Here is a 26038-nt window from a genome sequence, read left to right on the forward strand (position 1 = left end):
ATTGCAAAGTAGACATAACTTCTTGTACTTTTACTATATATACTTTTTGGTAAATATTTCAGGTGTGGCGGTTCATTGCAGGAATATTATTACTCATAACATGGGCAACTACAGTACAATCGGAATAATTACTCTGTGACGTTTTTTAACTCAAATATCTCTTCAAATCCCATTTTACTGTAACATTTAATAATTTCATTCTCTTGAACTTTTGAACTACCTGAATAAGATCTAGATGAAGTAAATATTTTCTCGGTTGGTGGCTCAGTAAACGTTCTGCCACTATTATTTTTTCCGGTAGATGTTATATATATGTACTCTAAATTCTCTATTTGTAAAAGTTGATGGGATTCTCCAATATACTCCAATATAAAATTATCATTTCTTTCATGGTCATAAGTGAGCTGACCTTCTTCATCACCCCATATTTGTGTACCTGTTGTAATAAATTTTGCTTTACAATATTCCCCTTCCTCACTAAATGTGTGTTCATATTTTATTATTTCTTCTTTAGAACAAGATGTTAATACTGCTATTGCCACTATTAATACTCCTATTATTTTTTTTACTTTTTCCTCCCCAGACACGCTATTATTGTTTTATTGGAAATTTGACTCCCTATCACTTTATTCAAGACCGAAAATGCCCTGATTGTGAAGGCGAGTGGGATATAAAATAATTTAACTCTTTCTATTGACATTTTAAAATATGTCAATTATTATACTACTCAAGGAAAGAAAGTAATTCTATAAACTTAATAAAAATTAATTTTAATTAATTTCTGAGAAGAGAAGCACTCTCCAGGAATGACACAGGATAACTGTGTCTTCTGGTGAGTGCTTTTTTTGTTGGAGATAAAGGAGGAGATGCAATGAAGAAGCAGCAAAAAAATTAAGAGTTTACTAGTTTGATTTTAGATCTTCCTAAATCAGGAAACAATTCTTCATCCGATTTGAAAAGATTTTTGTTTGGGTTAGAAGAGTGAGAGTGGTTATATAACCAAATTTGGAGGGATTTCATGGGAATAAACGTAAAGAAAAATAATTTTCAGTTAGATGCTTTTTATCATCAACTTAAAACCAATTGCTCGGAATTCGGAATTCAACGAGAAGTCATAGATAAATATATTGGGCAAGTTGAAGAAATTAATTGTAAAAATAAATGGAATATACAAGAGAAAGGTAAAAATGCATAGGATTTATAAAGAATTAGGTTTACCTGGAAGTAAGGCGAAATCGATAAAAGTTGAAAGGCTAGATAAAAAATATCCACAATTAAAACAAAATTAATGAATGAAATTCATCAGTTCTGTCCATTATAGGTAAAAAAATGGAAGGAGTTATGAATTTTGAAAACTAGAAGTGTAATTGTTTCTCTTTCTGAAGAACATTCACCTGATACGGGAATATGGTTGTTTAGGATTATGGAACAAATTGTTCTGGATCAGTTGAATATTGATCCAATATTAAAAAGTAAGTTGTTGTATAGCAACCAAGAACAAATAAAAAATTTTATAAATGAATTTGATAAAGGAGATGACTAGATGCAAGGAGATTTGTTCAACGTCCATAGTCCAACTGTTTATGACAAAATCCTTGAAGAAGTAAAAAAAAGCATTGGTGTCTATTTTCGTGTTAGTGGTAGTTCACAATCAATCAAACTACAGGAGAAGAAGGCTAAAAACTGGGTTGAGGAAAATGGTTACTCCTGGTACGAGGATATTGAAAAATTCAATGAAAATGTGTTGTCGGCTAACCAAGTCACGATGGAAAACCGTCCTGAACTTATGAGACTTCTAAAATCGATAGAATCTGGTCAGATTAAGGTTTTGATTATCTTTGCCCGTGACCGGTTGGCTCGTAACTACTATGAGTATATGGAAATTGTAACTTTGATTTTAAAATACAAGGTTAAAGTAATAATAGTAGGTGAAATGGCACGATTTAGTTATAACTTTCTCACGGAAGGTGTTCATGGAATTCAAATACAACAAGATGGAACAAACATAGCATCTCGAATTAAAACCGTTCAAAATCTCTATCCAGAAAAAAAATTCGGTTTCATAAATGACAAGGATAATAGAAAGTATTTAATTAATGAAAAATATCATTTCGGTATTCTAACATTCTTTCAAGAAGTGTCATATACGGATTCATTTGAGGAACTATCAAAGCTTTTAACAGAGTTTAAAAGTAAGTATAAACGTAAATCTGTAGAAGAATGCTGGAAATTGTTAATAACTCCCTTTTATGCTGGTTATGATTATAAAAATGGTAACTACTTTCAATTACCTTATATAGTACCAATCGTATCTCTTGAACTATATAAAAAAGTTCAAAATGTGTTGGTCTATTATGAAACAGACTTTATAAAAGAAATTAGAATGAGAGAACAAGAAGCATTCTTTCATCCAACTTGCGGTATATGTTATGAAAAAATGGTACATAGAAAAGGGAAAGTAGGTGGCTTACCAGCTTCTTATTACTGTAAAAGTCACAAAAGCGATGGTATTTCGGTTCAAGAGTTAAACAAAGAAATAGTTGAAATTATGATCAGAATAGTCAACAACCTATCACAAGAAAAAATAAATAAGTTGGCCTTATTCTCAATAAAAAAAGCTATTAGAGTTTTAAAAGAAAAGAAAGAACAACTGAATGAAAAGATGAAGATGGTTAGAAGCAATTTTTTTTCTAGAAGCAAGAGTACTCATAGAAATCCTGTTGAGTTAATTAACCAAATGAATGAACTTAAACAAGAACAGGAATTTATTCAACGACAAATAGAGGATCTTAATTACACTAAAACAGTACTTCGTGATATTGAGAAAATAATTAAACAAAAGCTATTTTACAAAATTAAAACTGATGAAATCTATATTTTTCTCTCATTCTTTTTAGAAGATATTAGAATAAGTAAAAAATTAATCGAATTTAAGGTTTATTTCACTGAGTTGATGGAGGGTAAGATTAATGCATAAAAATGAAAAAAATAGCGTAACCGAACCAAATATTTCAATCTTGACTATGAAGATTGAAGAGATTATTACACAAACTGTTCAGAATCGAAAGTTCCCGTTAGAGTTTTATCTGGTATCAGGGATTTATCTTCCCTCATTAAAACCTGCAATCGGTTATATAAGGTATTCAAGCTTGAGGCAGAAAGATAAGTACAGTGTTGATATACAGAAGCAAGAAATTTTGCAGCGAGCTAAAGAAGAGGGGTACTATATCCAATTATGGTGTGTCGATGAAGCAGTTTCTGCTACTCACAACCGTGCTATTGATCGTCCCTGGATGCAAGTCTTATATCAAACTGCATTATTAGATGAATTCAAAGGAGCTATCTTCTTTTATGATGACTCAAGGGTTAGCCGTCAAACTTCAGATTTTGTTCTTCAAGTCTATAAACCGTTGCTAATGTTGAAACCATACTTGAAGTTTTATTGTAGTGATTATTCTGGAGTATGGGATCCAGATGATGTGTTAACGCAGATTCGATCATTAATAAACAGTCACAAATCTGAGGAGCTAAGAAATAAGACATTAGCATATCAAGGTACAACTCTTAATTTGAAACAAAGGCCAGCATCTCATCTTCCCTATGGTTATGTAAAAGGTACTGAAAGTGATCCGAAAATTGATGTTTCAAATGGACAAGCTTATGTAGTTTTTTTAATCTATTACTTATCAAGCTGGGGTTACTCAAATAAGATAATCTCACAATTACTTAACACTTGTAAGATACTATCTCCCAAAGGGAAAAAGTGGACTCAAGGAACTATTGATAAAATTTTGCATAATCAATTCTATTTAGGACATACGAGTTGGAATGTAAGAGAAAGCAGAACTAATAGTAAAAGAAAACCAATTGATCAGTTTGAATTATTCCCTGGTACTCATACTGGTATTATCCCGGAATACCTTGGAGTACTAGTAAATCAAGTTAGAAACTTTAAGTCACAGTATGGTCAAAAGATGGAGACACCTTTTGTACTTAAGGATTTATTAAAATGTGTTCAGTGTAATTGTTTGCTTGAAGCCAAAAATACCACGTCAGGAAAAAGTAATTCCAATAGACGTGTGTATCGGTGCAACTCATGTAATGAGTTCATAAGAATCGAAATAATCCATGAGTTTACTTTCCAACAGATATTTAGTTATTTAAGAATCAATCAGAATCAGATGATTGAAAGTTCTAAAAAGCTATTAGCTAAGTGGAAAGAAAACTTAAAAAAACAATCCAATGAAATTGACCGGGATAAAGAATATGTCATTTATTTGGAAAGAACTTTTGATTATGAGTTAATTGGTCACGAAAAAGAGTTAAAGCAGCAAGCAAATTATATGCTCTCTGAATTACAGTCTATTAAAGTGAAAATCATTTATTTAGATGAGCAACTTGACATCTTGTTGGAAAATGAAAATCTCGAAAAATTATTTAATAATTTTTTTGAATGCAAGCAAGAGTCTTTAAGTTTGACTGAATTACGTTGCTTCACATTACATTTTATAAATGAAATCAAATACGACTTTAAAGCTAAAAAGTCTGCAATTGAATTCAGCAGAACTCCATTTCTCACCCAAGAAGTATGGGGAAAGTTAACATCCAACTAGCTATTGTTGAATAACCGCATGAAGTATAGATACTGTAGACAAATGACCGTATTATCCTTAAAAATAAGTTGAACATTAAATAATTGATTCTAAGAAAGCCTTGCCATCAAAGCTTTTTTAGAAAAAAGGTGCGGTTGTTTGGGTGTCTTATGATCATAAGATATTCAATTAACCGCGTGCTTGTTAAGCATTGTAGACAAATAACCGCATTTTTAAACAAGAAAGTTATAAACTCTTTCTGTAAAGTATCATGTCATAGGGCCTTAAAGGAGAAAATGAATTTTTGGTAGTTTGTATAAACTGAGTTGGCTTAAAATCTTATCATCTGTTAAAAAAGTCTTAAACCAAAAAATTTATTCTGCTTCAATAGCTACAACAATAAATATAAAATATATAGAGGGACGAAAGGTACAGAATATATAATGAAGAAAGAAAAATAGGGAAAGCTGATGGAACACTAATCCAAAAAGATTTATACACTCTAGAGTGTTAGGAAATTTATAGAAATAACTTGAAAATAAGGTACTGTTATATTAGCTTACTTATTGGTTTAAAACAGAGTCTTGCAAAATTTAATATGGAGTAATCGCTTATAAATTGCGCGGAAGCACCGCTAGCAAATCTGTTGAAGAAATTCCTTTTCTTTGACTAGTGTTAGTTGTGCTTTTTTATTTATTAATAACCGCTGAGTTATAAACTTCATTCTTTATTATCAATATAATTTAAATAGAGGTGCTACTCATGAAGAAGAACTTACAAGTTGATTACAATCAACATTATAAAACAACTTTGGTAGTAGATAGAGATATAGAAAAGATTAAGGCATCCGAATTTAAATACTACTTTTCAGAATTAATAATTAAATATTCGTACCAGTTAGCAACGAATCTAAAAAGTAAAAGTGAGGAATCCAATTAATGAGAAAAAAAAGAGGAGTTGGATATACAAGGATAAGTCCAAGATCAGAGAAAGACATTGGAAACACTTCTTTGGAAAAACAAGAGGATGAGATAACTAATTATTGCAAAAAAAACAATATAGAACTAGTAGATGTTTACTGCGATGATTTAAAATCAGGTAGTTCATTTAAAGGTAGAGATAATTTTATTGAAATGTATAACCGAATATTAAGAGAAGAAGAGGAAATAGATTATATAATTGTCTATAAGCAAGACAGACTATCTCGAGATTCGTTAGATACATTGTATTTTATGAAGCAACTAAACGCAATTGACAAACATATCATATCAATAGCCGATAGCATAAATACAGAGGATCCTACAGCCAAAATACTTGTTCATGTTTTGTCATTAGTTGCCGAGCTCGAAAGAGAGTTTATCTCGTTCCGAACGAATTCAGGAATGGAGAAAAGAGCTGAAAATGGAGAGTTTTTAGGTGGGAAGATTTATGGATATGAAGTTATAAATAAAAAGTTATCAATACTCCCTGACGAGTCCAAAGTTATAAAATATATTTTTAAAAAGTGTGCCTTAGAAAAATGGGGATATAAAAAGATTGCTGCAAACCTTAATCTGCAACATATTAAGACTAAAAAAGGAAAAGAATGGACAAGTAATGCTGTTAAAACAATCCTTCAGAATCAGATTTATATTGGGAATATAAAATGGAGGAATAAATATACCAAAGGGCAACATACTCCAATTATTGAAAAATCTCTGTGGGACGAAGCAATGAAAGTTATGAAAGCAAGAAGTTTTAAACCACAAAAAATTCATCCAGGATCTTACCCTCTGGTAGGCTTACTTAAATGTCCTCAATGCAAGGGGAGTATGGTACAGGGAAACAGTAGTCAAAAATACAAATATTACCAATGCAATAAAAATAAATGTAGTGGTAGCAGTGTGTGTTCTTCCAATCTCGTTAAAAAGGAGTACGCTGAAGAATTTGTACTCCAAGATTTTTTACATCGTCTTAAGGAAAAAGTTTCTCCGTCAGTTATTTATTCTGTTACACAGTCCATTTTAGACTATGAGTTAAATCCTTTGGAGAATGAAGCTAGAAATCTAAGTAAACTAATAGAAACGCTAGAAAGAGAGATGATAAAAATAATGGAACATTCTAGTGATCCATCTCTTAATTTAGATGTTGATATGATAAAATCTCACTTAGCAACAAAACAAGATGATATAAACAAAATAAAATACGTTCTTGCTGACATTAATAAGAAAATAAATTTGAAACAAAATAAATCAATAAAGGACATTATAGAATTTTCTATTAATAACTTTGAAGATTTTTACTATACAATATCCGATGATGAAAAGAAGGTTTTTTTTCATTCTGTAATTAATGAAATTCATGTAACCCCTGGGGATACAACAAGGGATCGTCGAATAAAGGATATTAACTATCATTTTGATTTGGAAGACCTAAATGTCTTAATCTAAATTATTTTAAAAAGGGTTTGTCTAAAGTCGATGTTTGACTTATTGGACAGCCCTTCTTTTCGCTTGTGAATTTAATAGCTATAAAGAATATGAGTTATAAGCACAAAAAATTGAGGTTAAAAGAAGTTATTTTTCAAAGTAACCTATCTCTTAGTAGTAGAGTGTGCCCATAATTAAATTTAAGATAGAGACTACTTATATAACGTTAAAGAAATTGTCTGACATGGACGGGTATTTTTTACTTGGTGTTGTATGGGTAGTAGCTATTTATGTTATGCGCTAAATGAATCATACTCATTGAAATAGTAAATGGACATTGCCGTGCAAGTAAGTACTGTGCCAAAAATAACTTTATTAATTATGAAATAATTAGAAATTAAGTTACCAAGTATTAAGAAGAAATAAAGATTTCGAGAAGCTCGTTTTTTTGAGAAAGGCTCATACTTTGGCAATGAAGGAAACAGGACTTGAAGAACAAATATAATTAGAAGTATTGAAGCAAGTAGACTGTTATGTAATGTTTAAGGATTTTTATTTGTACGTCATCACCGAGAGCCATCATATAGGCTTTTATTGTTTCAAACCTATCGGTTAATTCCGTGTTAGCTTGCTCTAAGTAATTAGATACAGTTTTTACCAGTTTGTGAAGGTGTAAGCTCCCGTTTTAAGATTCTGCCAGATGACATCTTCCTCGAATCTGAAAGCACGGTTAACCCATTCATCTCATAAACTTTCCTCCACGTATAAGCCGATTTTTCAAATTGTTTTATCCTTATAACAACCATATGGAAGCCGAGCTCTATTAAAATTTGCCGAGTCGGTTTTACCGGCTAGATTTTCATCCATAAATCTATTCTTATAGTCATCAGTATAGGTAATCGCTTTCTTACTGACACGTTGTATATTTGCTGTTGAAGTGATTTTTTCTCGTTTGCTGAAAATGTTATTTTACTCATGTTGTCTCCTAATCCCTATATAATTAAATTTAAGTATAAAAAATACCTGTAGATAAAACAGTATTTTTTCAAGTGTCTTAACTACTGGTACCATATTAACAGAGCGTTAGGGGATCCCTTTAATATTTAAAAGGAATTTTACAAACTTTGTCGAAGTATGCTTAAGTATATTTATGTTTTATTAAGATTATCTTACATCAATTATATGAACAGTACCTAAGATATAAAGTCTTCGTATGAATGTATTTTAGTGTTTATGTATGAATTGGTAAAGTCAAGATGCAGATAAATTAGGGGATTAGTTTTAGTGGAAAATAATGAAAACTATTTATATTAAGAAGCATGCAATTTGAAGGAAATTGCAAGGGCTGATAAAAGTAATACCGAAACATATGTTGAAGCGGCTAGTACTTTTAATAAAGCAACTGTAGTTTTATTACAAGAAGTTGAAATGGAAGAAGAAATTAAAGACCAATTAATTTGCCGTGTGGTATCGATATTTTTACTTTGATAATTAGTACTGAAAGACAAGATGTTTCCTCATATAAATAATGAGAACTGGAAGCAATTTTACATGATTCATTATATCTATTGTAAATTAATGTATAATAATAAATTATGTTTAGGGGGTAGTAATAGTGTCCTATACAAAAAAAGCCTATGAGGATAACATAATAAAAAATGTACAACAAATTAATAAAACGACAATTAATGATAACGACATCACTCCATTACTTAATCTAATAGATAATACATTGGATATTTTAGAAGGAATACACAAGAGGGATTTAGTTATTGGTGAATTATGGAATGAAATAGCTTCAGATATTATTTCATGCGTCAACTCATCAACATCAGGATTTTACAGACAAGGAATTATTACCCTTAGAAGTGTGTTAGAATTAGGGTGTATGTCGTTCTTTTATACTGACCATAAAGTAGAATTCCATTTATTTAAGGCTCATGATGCAAAGGCTGATAAATATGTTAGTACACTTATAAGAGATTATGATTTCTACAATACAAACTATATTCATTCTTTTTACAGTAATATCGAGGTAATTCAAACTAAGAATAATTCTGTAAGTAATTTTTTAAATAAAACATACAAGGATTTAAGTGATGTAGTACATGGAAGATACAAAACGCTTACAAAAAAGAGCACATTGAAGATTGAATACAACAAGGAGCAGTTTAACTTCTTTAAAGATAAATTTATTTCCGTTCTAAGTATTCTCGCAACAATGTACATTCTTCGATTTCATGATATGGAAAATAAAAGTTTAATTACTTTAGCAAATAAATCAGGGACGGTGAGATTATGAGGACGTTAGAGAAGTCATTGGGCGATTTTATTGCAGACAGAACTGAAAGTTTAGAGGACGAATTTATACGAGAGTACTTTATTGAATATAGTAGAGAAAAAATTCAACGTTTAACGGATTCTGAGCAATACATATTTGAGGGGAGTAGAGGTATTGGAAAAACTATGCTCATGAAATATGCTGCTATAAAGGCCAATGAGACATTTGGACAAGACAGTGTACTTGGTGTGTGGGTAAGCTTTGAGGAATCTATACGTTTAGAAAGAATTAAAGTAGTAGAGACTGGTATTGACCCTTTCCTACAATGGACAATGGGTAAAATATTACTAGAAGTTTTAACTACCATAACAAGCTTAAAGCCAAAAAACCTTGATAAGTTAAGTGATAGGCTGTCTAGTATCTTCGGGTCAGATAAACCTGAAAATAATTATACCACTTATTCAAAATTGTTATCCAATTATATTAATATATTGGAAACAGGTGATATTGAAGATAATGTTATTTTAAAAGACCAAGCTCCTTCAGTACAATTAAGTCAAATATTAGATAATCCTAATAGTTTTAAAAAATTTCTTAAGAACGTCATTAGTGATTTTGGACTACAAAGAATAGTTCTTTTATTTGATGAAGCAGCACACGTTTTTTCTTTTAACCAACAAGAAAAGTTTTTTTCCTTTTTTAAAGGATTAAGGGACCCACATATAGCTTGTAAAGTTGCTGTTTATCCTGGAATAACTAATTATGGAAAATATTTCGAAAAAGGACAAGATGCAAAAGAGCTTACGTTGAGCTGGTTTCCAAATAATAAAGAAAATCTAAATTATATTAAACAGATTTTAAAAAAGAGAATACAAGCTTATGACCTAGTTTATTGGAATTTACTTTCCGTTAATTCGAATATTATTGATACAATCTGTGTTTGTAGTAATGGCAATCCTCGATTTGTTTTTCATATTATAGACGAGCTAGAAAGTGCTGGGGTATTTAAACAAAGAAGCATTCCAATGCAGAAGGTCATTAATAGTATAAGAGTAGTACTTGAAACAAAATGGAAGGAGTTTAGCACACTAAAGAACCGACTAGTAAAATATAAAGAAAATATTGATCAAGCAGAGCAACTAGTAAAAGACTTTCTTATACCTAATTTAAGAGAATGGAACAGTAAGAAAAGAGGAAAAGATAGTAAGCTTTCAAGTGGTTTCTATGTTTCAACTACTGTTTATGATAAAATACCACAAGTTTTTGAAGTTTTAGCATACTCCAACCTTCTTTCAATAAATTATACAAAAAAAAGTATAGGTCAAGGCCATTATGGTTATTATATGTCCTTTAATCCAAGTATTCTTTTTTCAGATGGAATTATTAAGGATGTTAAAGAGATTGAAAGAATTTCAATTGCCATTGAGAATAACCAAGCCTATTATCCAACAACACCAACCATAGCTCAATTAATTGATACGCTAAAATTCGAGAATGAGTATCATTGTTCAAACCCAAAATGTGACTACAAGACTAATAATGAGGAGTTCGTTTTTTGTCCAAAGTGTGGTAATGAAATGGAAATACCTGAATTGGAAACTGAATCTTTATATAAGATTTTAAGAAGTCACAATATTGATAATTTAAAATTATCTAATAAAATCATAGCACGATTAAGTAATAAGTTTTCTAATATCGGCGAGATTTATGATGCTACAATAGATGAAATTCGAATGAAGTATATTCAGGATGTTAGAGCTGAAAGAATAAAGAATGCAGCTATTGAATATATGGCGGGATAAAATTTTGGACATGTGGCTTGATACAAGAGTCCTTTTTTTGAATAATGTTTGTATCCTACTCCTCATGTGTAAATATAATATGACTTTTAGACAGACAGGAAAAATTTATCCTTTCTGTTTTTGCCTCTTAAATAACCACGGTGAACCGTACCATAAGTAAAAAACTTAAATACAAGTATCAGTATGTCTGTTAAACCTTTGTCTCTAATAAGTCCGCTAAAGATATTTTTAGATAGAAAAACCGCACCTCCAATTGTATCTAACAATCGAGGTGCAGTTCTTCAAGGAACAGATATGTTCCTTAGGTCTCTATCTATGTTTTTTACTTCAAATCAAACCGATCTGCATCCATCACCTTCACCCAAGCTGCTACAAAGTCATGGATAAATTTTTCTGTATTATCATCTTGTGCATACACTTCAACTATAGCGCGAAGAACTGCGTTTGAACCGAATACTAGGTCAAAGCGTGAAGCAGTACGCACGACTTCACCAGATTTGCGGTCACGGCCTTCATATTTGTTGAAACCTGCTGGTTTCCACTCAATGCCCATATCAAGCAGGTTCACAAAGAAGTCGTTTGTTAGTGTACCGACACGGTCAGTGAATACGCCGTGTTCCGAACCGCCATGGTTTGTACCAAGGACACGCATACCGCCGAGCAAGACTGTCATTTCTGGTGCAGTTAGGCCTAGTAACTGTGCTTTGTCAACGAGCATTTCTTCTGGACTGATAGAGTATTCTTTCTTCTGGTAGTTACGGAATCCATCAGATACTGGTTCTAATACTTCAAAGTTTTCAACTTCTGTTTGGTCATCAGTTGCGTCACCACGACCAGGAGAAAATGGAACTGTTACATCGAAGCCTGCGTCTTTAGCTGCTTTTTCGATTGCAGCATTTCCGCCAAGTACGATTAAATCAGCAAGGCTGACTTTTTTATCAAGCTTACTTTGAAGGTCTACGTAGATTCCAAGCACTTTTTCAAGCTGTGCAGGTTCGTTTGCTTCCCAGTCTTTTTGAGGAGCCAGACGGATGCGTGCACCGTTTGCACCCCCGCGCATATCAGAACCACGATATGTGCTTGCTGAAGCCCAAGCTGTTTTCACTAGTTCGCTTACGGTTAATCCTGTGCTCAGGATTTTTTCTTTTAGATTAGCGATTTCGGCATCAGATAGTTCATAATCGGCTTCTGTAATCGGATCCTGCCAGATTAACTCTTCTTGTGGAACCTCTGGACCCCAGTATCTATCTTTTGGCCCCATGTCACGGTGAAGTAATTTAAACCATGCACGTGCGAATACATCTGCAAACTCTTCCGGATTCTCATAAAAACGACGGGAAATTTTTTCATATTCTGGATCCATACGCAAGGCCATGTCCGCTGTTGTCATCATCGTCTTTACACGTTTAGATGGATCTTCAGCATCCGGTGCCAAATGTTCCTCCTGCATATTAACAGGTGCCCATTGAGAAGCTCCTGCAGGACTCTTCGTCAACTCCCAATCATATCCGAATAACAGCTCAAAGTAGCCATTATCCCATTTAATAGGGTTCGTCGTCCATGCACCTTCAATACCACTTGATATCGTATCACGGCCTTTTCCGCTCTTATATGTGCTCTTCCAGCCAAACCCTTGTGTTTCAAGTGTAGCTGCTTCAGGGTCGTCACCTACTTGAGAGGCGTCCCCTGCGCCATGTGCTTTACCAAATGTATGTCCACCAGCGACAAGCGCCACCGTTTCTTCGTCATTCATCCCCATACGTTCAAATGTATCACGAATATCACGAGCACTTGCAAGTGGATCTGGCTCTCCGTTTGGACCTTCAGGATTTACATAAATGAGCCCCATCTGTACAGCAGCGAGTGGATTTTCTAGCTCACGGTCACCGGAATACCTGTTGTCGGCTAACCATTCCTTCTCTGAACCCCAATACACATCCTCCTCAGGGTGCCAAATGTCCTCACGTCCTGCTCCAAAACCAAAAGTTTTTAAGCCCATAGATTCAAGTGCCACGTTACCTGTTAATACAAGTAAATCCGCCCATGAAATCTTGTTTCCATACTTTTGCTTAATAGGCCATAACAGACGGCGGGCCTTATCAAGATTGACATTATCCGGCCAGCTGTTCAGAGGAGCAAAGCGCTGTGATCCAGTTGAGCCACCCCCGCGTCCATCAGCCGTCCGATATGTACCTGCTGCATGCCAAGACATACGAATAAAGAATGGACCGTAGTGACCGTAATCAGCAGGCCACCAATCCTGGCTATCTGTCATTAAGTGATGAAGATCTTTCTTTAGAGCATCATAATCGAGCTTAGAGAATTCTTCTTTATAATTAAAGTCTTCTCCCATTGGGTTGGATTTCTTTTCATGCTGGCGAAGAATGCCCAAATTTAATTGGTTCGGCCACCAGTCTTTATTCGTCGTACCTCTAGGCGCTGTCGTTGTCGTGATTGCACTATCTTTGTGATGAGTTACAGGACATTGCCCCGCAGCTGCAGCTGTGTGTTCTTTTTGGTCAGGATAATTGTTGTTTTCCATTCATCATTCTCCTTCCTATTTTTGAACATTTAGTCGAAGATAACATTACATCTTGCCACAAATAGGTGTTAGACTATTATGATAATTCTTACTCTCTATTATAGTGGACTGGGTGTTTGATTCAAAGTGATATGTGCTGTGGATGGAGAATTTTATTGAACATTGATTAAATGATAAGGCTTGTTCACAAGATTCTTATTTAACAGGTTTACTAAAATTTAAATCTTACTAATTGCATTAGCGACTATCTTAATGGGTATCTTGTTGTATAAAATTAACACCATATGGTATTCTTTACAAATAACGATACCTTCATTCAAAGGAGGAAATAATGAAAAAAAATATAAATGTAGTAGGAGCTGTTATCTTTAATGATAACAAAATCCTTTGCGCTCAAAGAGGAGCGGGAAAATCATTACCTTTATTTTGGGAATTTCCAGGTGGGAAAATTGAAAAAGGTGAAAAACCAGAAGAAGCTTTACAACGTGAAATTGAAGAGGAAATGCACTGTACCATTGATGTTGGTGAAAAAGTAGAGTATACCGTTCATGAATATGATTTTGGTATTGTTCATTTAACTACCTATTATTGTAAGTTAATAAATGGGAAACCAGTTTTAACAGAACACGCTGCAATTAAATGGTTAACACCTAATGAGTTACCAAGTCTTGAATGGGCTCCTGCTGACATTCCTGCTATTGAGAAAATAGCAAAAGTATATGCATAAGATAATGCTATCCAATTTTTTTATTGGATAGCATTTTTTAATGGTAACTGTTTACAGTATAGGGAAAGAAGATTAGAATTTTTATATAAACTGGGAATGAAAGGTGATTTTAATGGTAAGCTTTGTACAACACTTGCAGGACTCTATTTATCAGGGTTTTATAGATCATGCTCATGGTAAATCTACCCGCTATAAACCACAGTTGTTAATTAATAACACAACTAAAAACGAGAGTATCTTATCTACATTTTTAGAAGAGCTAAATCGTTGTGAGGATTTCTTCTTCTCTGTTGCTTTTATTACAGAAAGTGGTTTAGCAACTTTAAAAGCACTACTTTGGGATCTAAAACAAAAAGGAATTAAAGGAAGAATATTAACTTCAACTTTTTTGCAATTTAATCAGCCAAATGTGTTTAGAGAATTAATGAAGATTTCAAATGTAGAAGTAAAGCTAACTAATTTAAAAGGATTTCATGCTAAAGGTTATATCTTCAAACATAAAACCCACTATTCTTTAATTGTTGGAAGCTCTAACTTAACTGCCCAGGCGTTAAAAGCTAATTACGAATGGAATGTTAAACTAAATTCACATGAAAATGGAGACATTATTCATCACTTTATTAACCAATTTGAAGAAGTATGGGAAGAGTCGATTGGTTTAACCTCAGATTGGATCGATAAATATGAAAAGGTGTTTCAAGATTTAAAACCAACTAACATTCAGAATGTAATTGAACACCCGGTTCAATACCAAGTGAATTCTATTACAGATACCCTTCAAATTCAACCCAATAAAATGCAGGAGGCCGCCCTACAAAATATTCAAAGTGTGAGGGAAGATGGGAATGATAAGGCGCTTGTAATTTCAGCAACCGGAACTGGGAAAACCTATTTATCTGCCTTTGATGTAAGAAGATTTGCACCGAAAAAGATGCTCTTCATTGTCCATCGTGAACAAATTTTACAAAAGGCTAAGTCAGACTTTCAAAAAATACTAGGTGGAATTGATCGAGATTTTGGTATCTTATCAGGGAATTCCAAGCAAAGTGATGCAAGATATCTTTTTGCTACAATCCAAACATTATCAAAAGATGATGTTTTAAACCAATTTGTAACTAAGGAATTCGATTATGTGTTAGTAGATGAAGTACATAAAGCGGGGGCCAAGTCTTATATAAAAGTTTTGGATTACTTTAAACCAGAGTTTTTGATGGGAATGACCGCTACACCTGAGAGAACTGATGATTTCAATATTTATCAATTATTTGATTACAATATTGCTTATGAAATACGATTGCAGGAAGCACTAGAAGAGGATATGTTATGTCCATTTCATTATTTCGGTGTGACAGATTTTGAATTCAATGGAGAATTATTAGATGAAACAGCTGCATTATCTAAACTCGTTACTGAAGAGAGAGTTGATCATATACTAGAGAAAGTAGAGTACTATGGCCATTCAGGAGACAAGGTACGAGGACTTATATTCTGTAGTAGAAAAGAAGAAGCGATAGAGCTCTCTAAAGCTCTAAGCGAAAAAGGTTTAAAAACGGTTGCTTTATTAGGAAATCATTCACCTGAAGAAAGAATACTTCGAGTGAATCAACTAGAAAATGGCCTGCTCGATTACATTATTACAGTAGATATTTTTAATGAGGGTGTCGATATTCCGAGTATTAATCAAGTAGTCATGCTGAGACAAACACAATCAAGTATTATCTTCATTCAACAATTGGGTCGGGGACTTAGAAAGCATGTTAGCAAAGATTTTGTAACAGTGATCGACTTTATAGGTAACTATAAAAATAACTATCTCATTCCAGTAGCTCTATCAGGTGACAAATCTCAGAATAAAGATAATATTCGCCGTCACACAAAAGATACTTGCTATATCAAAGGGGTATCTACCATTAATTTTGAAGAGGTAGCTAAAAAGCAAATATTTAAGTCAATTAATGATACAAAGTTAACATCCTTAAAAATTTTAAGAGACGCATACATAGAATTGAAGCATAAAATTGGCAAAGTGCCATTTTTATACGATTTTATATCTTATAAATCAATTGATCCATGTGTTATCGTAAATGAACTGAAAACGAATTATCACAAGTTCTTAGAGAAAATGAAAGAAGATGTACCTACATTGTCAAAATATGAAAACGACGTTTTAACTATGTTCTCTCAGGAAATTTTAAATGGCAAGAGAAAACATGAAATTGTTATTTTAGAATTATTACTAGAAAGATGTGAAATTACAAGAAAAGAATTTGTTGATGAATTATCGAAATATGGATGTGCAACGGATGAGGAAACGATAGCAGCAGTAGAACGTGTTATGGCTCTTTCCTTTTATACTCAGGCTGCTATTAAAAAATATGGTGGTAAACCTATTATTCTTCAAGAGGGTGAAGGTTATCGGTTAAATGAAAGCATTACTAATAGTCTATCGAAGAATAAATTCTTCAAGTCATTAGTAACGGATGTAATAAAAACTGCAAAAGAAAAGAGTCTTTCATACGAGAGCACTAACCAACTAACGTTGTATCGAAAATATTCACGTAAGGACGCTTGTAAGTTATTGAATTGGATAAATGACGAAAGCTCAACTATGTATGGCTATAAACCAAAGCATGGCACTTGTCCTATCTTTGTTACTTATCATAAGAATGAAGATGTAGAATCTAGTGTGAACTATGGTGATGAATTTATAAATCAAGAGATTTTTAGATTGTATACAAAAAGTAATCGTACTTTGCAGTCTGAAGAAGTTAAGAAGATAATTAATGCTGAGGACCTGGGCGTGGATTTACATCTCTTTATAAAAAAAGACGATGATGAGGGAACAGACTTTTATTATATTGGTAAAGCTATACCAGAAACTCGGAGTGAAGAACAAACAACGATGTTGGACAAGAATGGTAATGAACTGCCGGTTGTAAGGATGAATTTACTATTAGAGCATGAGGTGGAATCCTCGTTGTACCATTATTTAATCGAAGAATAAACATCATTCTTCTACTAAAATATACTAGTTTTTTATAACAATAACAACATAGTAGGTGAATACAATGCCAAATCTTTCACACTATCAATCTTTATTTGATGGGGAAAATACAGAGGCCAGATGTAATAGGGTACTTGAAGAAGTAGCACCCGATGTAAAGAGAGTATTTGAACAATTTATAGGGTCAAGTGACATTCTTATAGGTGAAGATTTATATATCCGTAGCTATGATACGACTTTGAAGACAACTATTAGTGATTCACGTAACCCTGCCCTTGCTGAGCAGAAAAAGAACTCTGATATTGGCAAAAAATATTTTGTGGGTCTATTTAAGAAATTAGGAGACAAGGAAATTAATTTCTTGACACTGGAACTGAACGGTATTGACCGTTCAGTATTAATACATACAGAAGTGAATTTCATACCTTTTTGGTCTTGGGTTAAAAGTGATGTAATCCAAGAAGTATTGTCATCCATTCCCGATAAATATTCTATTTTTACAGGACGCAAAGAAAAAGAACAAGTGTCAAAAGAAGATATGGAAAATTATATTAAAGGCTGTATTAAACCGAGAAAGAGGCCTTCATTTCAAATTGGGATGTCCTTTGCTCTTAAAGAACAGTTAAATGAAGAAGAATTGATCGGACATTTACAAGAAGCTTGGGATGAATTGAGTCATTTTAGAAACCATATTAACGATGAATTACAAATAGGACAAAGAGCACTCGTTGCGTTACAGCAATTGTCTGCAATTAGAGATATAAAAAAGACCGTATTACTAGGTCGCAGCTATACTGTAGATCTTTCTTCTGTTGAAAACTATAAGTCACAAGGGAAAAGACAATCATTTCAAATAAATGATGGAGATCAAATGATTACAAAAGGCAGTATTAGCTATCTTGATTATCATGATAAAAACTCTCCATACCAAACGATTGTTGTGAAGGTAGCAGGAGGTAACCAAATTTTCACCAATGTACGTGAAATCTTAAACAATAAAGAACAAGAATGGTGGATAAAAAAGTTATTTGCTACTCAGAGCATGGATAATAAGGAAATTTTGAAAAATGCTATGCAATTACTTCAAGAGCATGACATTAAAGTTGATGGTAATTCCTATTACGTTGGTACCTATGATAACGCCTCTGAGACGTTTAATGAAGGTGCGCATCAAGTGAAACAGAACTTCATTAATGCAGCTCTTCTATTTGCTCATGCTCGAAAAGCTGTGGAGCTGCCTTCTGATATTGATGACAATGACTTGGAAAAAGAGGAGCATGAGCTCACTGAGACAGAAACACTTGAGCCTAACTTCAGATTCGCAGAAATTTATGACATGATTGAGAACAGTCAATTTACTTTCTCTAAATCGATTGTGAGGGATTTGCACCTGAATTTAACGGCACTTGATGATAAGCATTTTGTAGTTCTCAGTGGAATTTCTGGAACTGGGAAAACCCAAATTTGCCGTTTATATTCCAATGCTGTATATGGCCTAGAATATGAAAATGAAAATCCATATTTCAGTATTATTCCTGTTCGTCCTGACTGGACGGATGCCAGTTCCTTGTTTGGCTACTATAGCTCATTTGAAAAACGTTATGTAAAAACAGAATTTTTGAAAGTCATATTAAATGCATTGAAGCAGCGTGAAAAACCACATTTTATTCTGCTTGATGAAATGAACTTGGCTAGGGTTGAATACTATTTAAGCGATTATTTAAGTGCGGTGGAATCAAGAAAAGAAATCCCGCTTCATCAAGATGATCATATTACAGATGTTCCTCAAAGACTAAGCATCCCGCCAAATATATATATACTTGGAACGATCAACGTCGATGAAACCACTCATTCCATATCAGATAAAGTATTGGACCGTGCTTTTGTCATGACATTATCAGATGTAGACTTTACTTCCTTCTGGGACAGAGTGTATCAGGATATGAAGGATTTATTGAAAAAGGAATTCGATCTTCTAAAAGAGTTGCATGCCACATTGGCTAAGTACGAGCTTCATTTTGGTTATAGAACAATGGGTGAAATGCTACAGAAGCTCTATGCTAATTATCAACTTGGCTCCGATCATGCAATGGATTGGAAGGAGTCACTGGATGGTGTGATTGCCGAAAAAGTATTGACAAAAATACGCGGTGACGAACGAATATCCGAGATGCTAAATGAGCTAAATAAATGGCTCACAGCAAAAATTGAAGGAGATTCGGTCTCATTGCAGCATGTGAAGCGGATGCAGGAGGAGCTAGAGTATTATGGTGCTACTCAGTTCTGGAGGTAAGTTGGAGGTTAGGACATATTCGGAAGGATGGATGCCATTTAACGAAGCCCTTTTTACAGAGGCAACTGAATATAAGCTACAGTATGAGGGCGACCAAATTGATTTAAGGATCCAAGGAGTACCTGTGCCTTTTCATCGAGAGGGAAATGTGTTCTTTTCTTCATTCATGACTCCCTTTCAGAGTGGATCTGTTCAGATATTTATAAATGAGCAGCAATATGAAACATTCATATATCCTGACTCTAGAAAAATGAATGAACAGCAATATGATTTGATGATTGAAGAAATTTTAGAGGAAAGTAATAGCTGTTTTCAATTGAGTGGATTGGACAGAAAAGTGAATACATCAGGCAGGAGCAGAGGAGCTTCTTGGACACAGTGGATTTACATTGAAAGATCGTTTCAGCAGCTCCGTCAAATTTTTGTCCATATTGAGAAACAGCCATTCCGCAGACTTGTCAAATCACCTATTATACAGAAGAGAGAAAAGGTACAGCGTGTTGGACAAACGACTCTGCACTGGCTTGATAAGAAAGGGTACGGCAACAATATTCCTCTCAATGTTGAAACGACCAAAACCTTTGAGACACTTGACGTGTATGAAAATCAAGTGTTAAAAAAGCAGCTGTTTAACTTAAGTACGCTTCTAAGTACTTATATAAACCTAGGAAGAGTGGAGGTTACAAAAAAGGCTGAAAAATATCAATCTATAATCAGAAGGTGGCTAAACTCACCCTTTCTAAAGGAAGTCACGATGCATCAAGGTTCGTATTCTATCACCCAGAAATTTAGGAAACATCCTGTGTACCGACAGTGGTACCAATGGTTTGAAAAGCTCTTTAATCATGAGAGAGAAGGAATCGGATTTGATTACCCTGTTGCTATGAAAGACACATTCGCACTATATGAGATGTGGTGTTTCATGAAAATTGTAGGGATATTAAGAGATCTGAACTTCATTGAGGGAACTAGTGGGTTATACAAGACGAAAGAAAGTGGAATCTTTCTAGACTTAGCTGAAAATAAAGAAAGCCGTATTAACCTTAAAGGAGGAAAGGCTCTCTATTTTCAAAGAAACTATCAGTTTAATTCTAGAGAATTCTACACTTTTACCCAAAGGATGATTCCTGATATTGTCTTGGAGTGCGGAAATGAAATGATCGTTTTTGATCCTAAATACCGCGTACCTGGTAATATTGGTACTGCTCTTGGTGAAATGCATAAGTATCGTGATGGAATTATACATAGAGATTCAGGCGAAAGAGCTGTTCGTGAGGTATATATTTTGACACCAACGAATGAAGGTTCAGTTGAAACGATGCGCTATTTTCAAGAAAGTTATTATAATAGTTATGCAATGGGCGCCATACAGATGGTTCCTGGAATAGAATGTGAGCAGTTGAAGAATAAGTTATTAGCCATTTTTCTTGATAACTAACTATAATTTAGATATCAGTCACTTATTGAAATGTCATGGTTCGACAAGTGACTGGTACCTTTATCAACAGAATAAACAATGACAGATACTTTCTCTTTAAGCCTAATTCAGCTACTACTAACCCAATAGATCCCCTTAATCAGCCCTTTTACTATCGAAATAACACAGTTTACTATCCAAATCAGCCCTTTTACTATCGAAATAACACAGTTTACTATCCAAATCAGGCCTTTTACTATCCAAATTACATAGTTTACTATCCAAAATCACCATTTTACTATCCAAATCACACAATTTACTATCCAAATCAGCCCTTTTACTATCGAAATAACACAGTTTACTATCCAAATCAGGCCTTTTACTATCCAAATTACATAGTTTACTATCCAAATCAGGTCTTTTACTATCCAAATCACACAATTTACTATCCAACCCCGCCACACCACTTACCATTCTTTAGTTGTTCTAAAGAATAATGCAGTTGCATATGTTGAAGTGGCTTCATCTTGTCATATCATCATCTTCGGTTGTCCTACGAATATATCTTCTAGTAGTCTTTATTAAATCTACTTATTCAAATCGTAATATGAATTATATTTTGTTAGCTTCATAGCTAAGTGATATGCTATAACAATAATAAAGAGAAATATGGAGGTGTAGCTCACATGAGTGATATCCTTATTCGATATTTGAAACATTATACTGATGCTAGTGAATCAGAGATAGAGATGATTGTTGCAGATATACCTATTGCAGAATATAAAAAAGGAACTATCCTTTTAGACCAGGGAGAGGTTCCAGAGAAATGCTATTTTGTCGTAAAGGGTTGCGTCCGCCAGTTTGCAGTTGATGAAGAGGGGAGAGAAACGACATTTAATTTTTTTACAGAAGAGCAAGCGGTGACGATCTTCAATCAGCATAGTTCTGATAAAACATCAAAGTACTCGTTAATCTGTGTGGAGGACTGTGTTCTCGTTGTAGGTGATTTATCGATCGAGGATCAGATGTATGACAAGCATCCAGGACTTGAGACGATGACGCGTAAGTTAATGGAAGAGATTATGGGTGAAATGCACGATGATATTGCTACGTTTATTTCATCTCGCCCAGAAGAGCGGTATAAGGCGCTCGTTGACAAACGCCCTGATTTGATTAATCGTGTACCACAGCATCAGTTAGCAAGTTATTTAGGTATTACGCCTGAGTCACTTAGTCGTATCAAACGAAGATTATAGCATTCAAATTTGCGCAGTCTTGTTATGTGTCTTTCTTTTTGAATACGATGTAGGTGTTTTACCACCTTTCACTAAGAGCCAAATGCAAAAACCTAGCTCTCCAGCAGTCATTGGAATCATCAAAATCATCTCGATAGTTGAAGTCACATTTTCAAGCGTTGGAAAAAACCCGTCTAATAGATGGACCAACATATAACTTGCACCCCCTAATACAAGTAGAATGCTTATGATCTTTGGAACTGTTTTAGTTTTTGAAACGACAAAGCCCACTATTAATAGATGCATCCCAAAAACGATTAACCCAAACGACCAAACAGATTCAAATGCTAGTACAGACATCATAACTTCAGAAGCGAGAAGACTGTCAGGCTGATTCAACAGCTCATTATTATACTTAATGAGATTATCTACTTGAATGAGATTTGAGACGGCAATAGCTAGTATGGCAGTATACATCAATCGAAGCCAAGCAGCTAGCGTTGCATATCCTTCATGTATTGGTTTTAAAAAGATATAAAATGCCCACGAAACGATAATATCCGTTATTAATATAACTAACCAACCAAGTATTGCTACTCTAAATAATCCTGTTGATGCTGAAATGTTATTAAATGTTTCAATTGAGCTATTACTAATCATTAAAGAACTATGAACATAGCCAAATGAGAAAAATGCAGCTACGGTCATGATGAGCAAGGATATCCCTGCAATTAATGCTGATTTTCGAAGCTGATTTACATCTTGCTGTAATACTTCCATATAATTCCCTCCTAAGTCTTTTGATTGTATTGTAGTGAAAAAATGAATATGATTCATTGACTTAAGTCAATGAATCAATTAGAAAATAATCTATTGCCTAAGTAAATATACAAGCTTCTTTAGTAATCATATTACGATCATTTATCTGTCGAGCAAATGAAGACATTCATACGAGATTTCAAACTAGTATTTGTAAAAGGTTGTGACCATGCAACATTCCTCTTTTTTGCCTATTATGTAGCAAATTTGATTAAAGATCTCATGTTATTAGTTACTTCATAACGATAAAGAGTACTCATTGAAGTGAAAGATTATTAGACGTGAAAAAGGTATGGTAAATCTACTTTTATTCTTTTGGTATGCCATTTAAATGAAAGTTAAGTTGATTAGGTTGGGAGGAGTGTTATGAAGCGTTTTTCAAAAGCTGAGCGGGGTTGGATTTTTTATGATTGGGCAAATTCAGCATATTCCATTATTATTACAACAGCTATATTTCCCCTGTTTTATAAAGAAGCTGCGACGAATAGTGGAATTTCTGCGGCAAATTCCACTGCTTACTTAGGCTATACTATAGCGATTGCAACCTTTATATTAGCAATGTTAAGTCCCATATTAGGTACGATTGCAGATTATCAAGGGTTAAAGAAAAAGTTCTTCACATTCTTCCTTCTCTTAGGTGTGACCTCAACGGCGATATTAGCATTTATTCCGAGTGATCAATGGCTGCTATTACTAGTTTGTTATACCGTGGCAACGATTGGATCTGCTGGAGCTAATATTTTTTACAATGCTTTTTTAGTAGATGTCACACCAAAGAAACGCATGAACCGTGTGTCTACATACGGGTTTGGATTTGGTTATATTGGGAGTACAATCCCTTTTATCGTTAGTATCGCTATCATCATGTTATCTCAAAGTAGTATCCTACCGATTAGTACAGCAGTTGCAAGTAAGATAGCCTTTATGATTACAGCATTATGGTGGTTTATTTTTACCATTCCATTATTAAAACATGTTTATCAAGTTCACTATATTGATCGTGAACCAAAACCAGTTAGAAATAGTTTTAAGCGACTAGCCAAAACGGTAAAGGAAGTTCGAAAATACCGTTCGTTATTTTTATTTTTGCTAGCTTATTTCTTTTATATTGATGGGGTAGGGACGATCATTTCCATGTCTACAGCATACGGAACAGATTTAGGTATATCTGCTACAAGCTTACTCATTATCTTATTTGTCACACAGGTTGTTGCTGCACCATTTGCCATATTGTACGGGAAATTAGCGGATATCTTTACAGGTAAGAAAATGCTTTATGTCGGTATCATTATTTATATCATTGTTTGTATTTACGCATTTTTTCTGCAAACTACACTCGATTTTTGGATATTGGCTATGCTGGTCGCATCGTCACAAGGTGGGATTCAAGCGTTAAGCCGCTCTTACTTCGCTAAGCTCATACCTAAAGAGAATGCCAATGAATTCTTTGGCTTTTACAATATCTTCGGTAAATTTGCTGCCATTATGGGACCATTTCTAGTCGGACTCACCTCACAACTAACAGGACATACGAATATGGGTGTCTTTAGTTTAATTGTTCTCTTTATTATTGGTGGAATTATTTTAATATTTGTTCCTGAACCGAAAGGTGTATCCGTTCATGACAATGCTACGGTGAAATGATAAATAAAAAGGCAGAACAATCATTTTTTGATCGTTCTGCCCCTTGTATATAAAATTTTCGATTGGCCCCTGCTAATTTCTAACAACGATTAAGCTCTTTGCTTACGAGTCATGACATCAAAGATAACGGCAAGAGCTAAAACGCCACCACGGATAATATATTGAGGTGCGATTCCAACCCCCATTAAATTCATACCGTTTGTTAAGGAAGCCATAACGATTGCACCGATAATTGCCCCTGTTACTTTTCCAACTCCACCTGCTGCAGATACACCTCCGACGTATGCCGCTGCAATGGCATCAAGCTCGAATAATGTACCAGCTGTTGTTGTAGCAGATTGTAGACGAGCGGTGAATAGAATCCCTGATAGCGCTGATAACATACCCATTGAACCGAAGACGAGAAAGATAATTTTATTGACGTTAATTCCGCTAAGGTGTGCAGCTTCTGGGTTACTACCAACAGCATAAATATGGCGTCCTAGCACTGTCTTAGTCGTAAAGAAATGATACAGAATAACAACAAGCAGCATAATGACAACCGTCCAAGAGAAGCCGTTATAGCCTGCTAAAATCCATGTAATATACGCAATAATAGCTGAAACAAAAATTAATTGTAAAATGAAGATTTCCTTAGAAACAACTTCAAAATTGTACTGAATTTTGTTTTTGCGGTTCGAAATAGCGCTATAAATATAAAATATGATACCTAAACCACCGACAAGTAATGAAAGAAAATGTAACCCGTTAATTTGCAATATAGAGGGAATATATCCATTACCAATTGCATTAAAAGCATCATTTTGAACAATAATTGTACCAGATTTTTCAGTTACGAGTAGGATTGCGCCTCGAAAAATGAGCCATCCTGCTAATGTGGCAACAAAGGAAGGAATTCCTACTTTAGCTACTAGAAAACCTGTACTTAAGCCAGCTAAAATTCCAAGTACTAGAATAATAGGAATAACTACATATACAGGTAGTCCAACTTCCATGAGGAGTATGGCTGCGATAGCACCAAGAAATCCAGCTAAGAAGCCGATCGATAAGTCAATGTGACGAATGACGATAACAAGCATAACACCGACAGCTAAAACAGCAATATAACCAGCTGAATCTAGTAGATTACTAATATTTCGAGATGACATAAATAAGCCATCTGTTAGAATGGTGAATGTTACCATAATAATAATTAAGGCAATATACATACCGTAATCACGAATGTTTTCTTTTATTAAATCTTTTGCTTCATGGAATAACTTCATACACTTAAC

Annotated in this window: 20 protein-coding genes; 15 read left to right on the forward strand and 5 right to left on the reverse strand. The window is 34.0% G+C overall.

The window, feature by feature from the left end; genetic code table 11:
• Window positions 1-128 precede the first annotated feature (128 nt).
• A complete protein-coding gene (locus tag JM172_RS13285; RefSeq protein WP_214482838.1) occupies window positions 129-542 on the reverse strand; it encodes a hypothetical protein in 414 nt (137 codons plus the stop codon).
• A gap of 476 nt (window positions 543-1018) precedes the next feature.
• On the opposite strand from JM172_RS13285, the gene JM172_RS13290 reads away from it, so the two are divergent.
• The 6 genes from JM172_RS13290 (at window position 1019) to JM172_RS13315 (ending at window position 7021) form a co-directional block, all read left to right on the forward strand.
• Window positions 1019-1195: a hypothetical protein gene (locus tag JM172_RS13290; RefSeq protein WP_214482839.1), complete on the forward strand. Its 177-nt coding sequence runs from the start codon at window positions 1019-1021 to the stop codon at window positions 1193-1195.
• 153 nt (window positions 1196-1348) lie between these two features.
• Window positions 1349-1543, forward strand: coding sequence for a hypothetical protein (locus JM172_RS13295; RefSeq protein WP_214482840.1), 195 nt, complete (start codon window positions 1349-1351; stop codon window positions 1541-1543).
• The gene (locus JM172_RS13300) at window positions 1544-2977 is read left to right on the forward strand and encodes a recombinase family protein (protein ID WP_214482841.1); all 1434 of its coding nucleotides are present in this window, start codon (window positions 1544-1546) and stop codon (window positions 2975-2977) included.
• Window positions 2970-4613 carry a recombinase family protein gene (locus tag JM172_RS13305; protein ID WP_214482842.1) on the forward strand — a complete coding sequence of 548 codons (1644 nt, stop codon included), beginning with the start codon at window positions 2970-2972 and terminating at the stop codon, window positions 4611-4613. The genes JM172_RS13300 and JM172_RS13305 overlap by 8 nt, the downstream gene beginning before the upstream one ends.
• Before the next feature lie 741 nt (window positions 4614-5354).
• Window positions 5355-5531, forward strand: coding sequence for a hypothetical protein (locus tag JM172_RS13310; RefSeq protein WP_214482843.1), 177 nt, complete (start codon window positions 5355-5357; stop codon window positions 5529-5531).
• Entirely contained in the window at window positions 5531-7021 is a 1491-nt protein-coding gene (locus JM172_RS13315) for a recombinase family protein (RefSeq protein ID WP_214482844.1), read from the forward strand. Before JM172_RS13310 ends, JM172_RS13315 begins: the two co-directional genes overlap by 1 nt.
• Window positions 7022-7851: 830 nt before the next feature.
• Here JM172_RS13315 and JM172_RS25175 read toward each other — a convergent pair.
• Complete coding sequence (locus JM172_RS25175; RefSeq protein ID WP_284730458.1) at window positions 7852-7977, reverse strand: hypothetical protein; 126 nt, start codon at window positions 7975-7977, stop codon at window positions 7852-7854.
• Between the two features lie 349 nt (window positions 7978-8326).
• Between JM172_RS25175 and JM172_RS13320 the strand changes: the two genes are divergently transcribed.
• The 3 genes from JM172_RS13320 (at window position 8327) to JM172_RS13330 (ending at window position 11083) form a co-directional block, all read left to right on the forward strand.
• Window positions 8327-8488, forward strand: a complete 162-nt coding sequence (locus JM172_RS13320; protein ID WP_214482845.1) for a hypothetical protein — start codon at window positions 8327-8329, stop codon at window positions 8486-8488.
• Between the two features lie 127 nt (window positions 8489-8615).
• Window positions 8616-9302, forward strand: a complete 687-nt coding sequence (locus JM172_RS13325) for a hypothetical protein (RefSeq protein WP_214482846.1) — start codon at window positions 8616-8618, stop codon at window positions 9300-9302.
• Entirely contained in the window at window positions 9299-11083 is a 1785-nt protein-coding gene (locus tag JM172_RS13330; protein WP_250886659.1) for an ORC-CDC6 family AAA ATPase, read from the forward strand. The genes JM172_RS13325 and JM172_RS13330 overlap by 4 nt, the downstream gene beginning before the upstream one ends.
• Window positions 11084-11405: 322 nt before the next feature.
• On the opposite strand, the gene katG is transcribed toward JM172_RS13330, so the two are convergent.
• Window positions 11406-13625: a catalase/peroxidase HPI gene (gene katG, locus JM172_RS13335; protein WP_214482847.1), complete on the reverse strand. Its 2220-nt coding sequence runs from the start codon at window positions 13623-13625 to the stop codon at window positions 11406-11408.
• A 331-nt stretch (window positions 13626-13956) separates the two neighbouring features.
• Here katG and JM172_RS13340 point away from each other — a divergent pair, with 331 nt between their 5' ends.
• The 5 genes from JM172_RS13340 to JM172_RS13360 all read left to right on the forward strand — a co-directional run bounded on the left by JM172_RS13340 (window position 13957) and on the right by JM172_RS13360 (window position 22322).
• Complete coding sequence (locus JM172_RS13340) at window positions 13957-14352, forward strand: (deoxy)nucleoside triphosphate pyrophosphohydrolase (RefSeq protein WP_214482848.1); 396 nt, start codon at window positions 13957-13959, stop codon at window positions 14350-14352.
• A 112-nt stretch (window positions 14353-14464) separates the two neighbouring features.
• Window positions 14465-17356 carry a DEAD/DEAH box helicase gene (locus JM172_RS13345; RefSeq protein WP_214482849.1) on the forward strand — a complete coding sequence of 964 codons (2892 nt, stop codon included), beginning with the start codon at window positions 14465-14467 and terminating at the stop codon, window positions 17354-17356.
• A 64-nt stretch (window positions 17357-17420) separates the two neighbouring features.
• Window positions 17421-19649: an McrB family protein gene (locus tag JM172_RS13350; protein ID WP_214482850.1), complete on the forward strand. Its 2229-nt coding sequence runs from the start codon at window positions 17421-17423 to the stop codon at window positions 19647-19649.
• A gap of 31 nt (window positions 19650-19680) precedes the next feature.
• A complete protein-coding gene (locus tag JM172_RS13355; protein WP_214482851.1) occupies window positions 19681-21087 on the forward strand; it encodes a DUF2357 domain-containing protein in 1407 nt (468 codons plus the stop codon).
• 665 nt (window positions 21088-21752) lie between these two features.
• A complete protein-coding gene (locus tag JM172_RS13360) occupies window positions 21753-22322 on the forward strand; it encodes a Crp/Fnr family transcriptional regulator (RefSeq protein WP_214482852.1) in 570 nt (189 codons plus the stop codon).
• 3 nt (window positions 22323-22325) lie between these two features.
• Here the strand turns inward: JM172_RS13360 and JM172_RS13365 are convergent, their stop codons facing one another.
• A complete protein-coding gene (locus JM172_RS13365; protein ID WP_214482853.1) occupies window positions 22326-23081 on the reverse strand; it encodes a DUF4386 domain-containing protein in 756 nt (251 codons plus the stop codon).
• 405 nt (window positions 23082-23486) lie between these two features.
• Between JM172_RS13365 and JM172_RS13370 the strand changes: the two genes are divergently transcribed.
• The gene (locus JM172_RS13370) at window positions 23487-24764 is read left to right on the forward strand and encodes an MFS transporter (RefSeq protein ID WP_214482854.1); all 1278 of its coding nucleotides are present in this window, start codon (window positions 23487-23489) and stop codon (window positions 24762-24764) included.
• An 89-nt stretch (window positions 24765-24853) separates the two neighbouring features.
• Here JM172_RS13370 and JM172_RS13375 read toward each other — a convergent pair whose 3' ends face one another.
• Window positions 24854-26029 carry a sugar ABC transporter permease gene (locus JM172_RS13375; protein WP_214482855.1) on the reverse strand — a complete coding sequence of 392 codons (1176 nt, stop codon included), beginning with the start codon at window positions 26027-26029 and terminating at the stop codon, window positions 24854-24856.
• Window positions 26030-26038 lie beyond the last annotated feature (9 nt).

It is taken from the genome of Bacillus sp. SM2101, from assembly GCF_018588585.1.
In the GTDB taxonomy this organism is placed as follows: domain Bacteria; phylum Bacillota; class Bacilli; order Bacillales; family SM2101; genus Nanhaiella; species Nanhaiella sioensis.

Coding starts and splice junctions, on each gene's coding strand:
- JM172_RS13290 (WP_214482839.1), top strand. CDS start 1,019: ATGGGAATAAACGTAAAGAAAAATAATTTTCAGTTAGATGCTTTTTAT.
- JM172_RS13300 (WP_214482841.1), top strand. CDS start 1,544: ATGCAAGGAGATTTGTTCAACGTCCATAGTCCAACTGTTTATGACAAA.
- JM172_RS13305 (WP_214482842.1), top strand. CDS start 2,970: ATGCATAAAAATGAAAAAAATAGCGTAACCGAACCAAATATTTCAATC.
- JM172_RS13310 (WP_214482843.1), top strand. CDS start 5,355: ATGAAGAAGAACTTACAAGTTGATTACAATCAACATTATAAAACAACT.
- JM172_RS13315 (WP_214482844.1), top strand. CDS start 5,531: ATGAGAAAAAAAAGAGGAGTTGGATATACAAGGATAAGTCCAAGATCA.
- JM172_RS25175 (WP_284730458.1), bottom strand. CDS start 7,977: ATGAGTAAAATAACATTTTCAGCAAACGAGAAAAAATCACTTCAACAG.
- JM172_RS13330 (WP_250886659.1), top strand. CDS start 9,299: ATGAGGACGTTAGAGAAGTCATTGGGCGATTTTATTGCAGACAGAACT.
- katG (WP_214482847.1), bottom strand. CDS start 13,625: ATGGAAAACAACAATTATCCTGACCAAAAAGAACACACAGCTGCAGCT.
- JM172_RS13340 (WP_214482848.1), top strand. CDS start 13,957: ATGAAAAAAAATATAAATGTAGTAGGAGCTGTTATCTTTAATGATAAC.
- JM172_RS13345 (WP_214482849.1), top strand. CDS start 14,465: ATGGTAAGCTTTGTACAACACTTGCAGGACTCTATTTATCAGGGTTTT.
- JM172_RS13350 (WP_214482850.1), top strand. CDS start 17,421: ATGCCAAATCTTTCACACTATCAATCTTTATTTGATGGGGAAAATACA.
- JM172_RS13355 (WP_214482851.1), top strand. CDS start 19,681: ATGCCATTTAACGAAGCCCTTTTTACAGAGGCAACTGAATATAAGCTA.
- JM172_RS13360 (WP_214482852.1), top strand. CDS start 21,753: ATGAGTGATATCCTTATTCGATATTTGAAACATTATACTGATGCTAGT.
- JM172_RS13365 (WP_214482853.1), bottom strand. CDS start 23,081: ATGGAAGTATTACAGCAAGATGTAAATCAGCTTCGAAAATCAGCATTA.
- JM172_RS13370 (WP_214482854.1), top strand. CDS start 23,487: ATGAAGCGTTTTTCAAAAGCTGAGCGGGGTTGGATTTTTTATGATTGG.
- JM172_RS13375 (WP_214482855.1), bottom strand. CDS start 26,029: ATGAAGTTATTCCATGAAGCAAAAGATTTAATAAAAGAAAACATTCGT.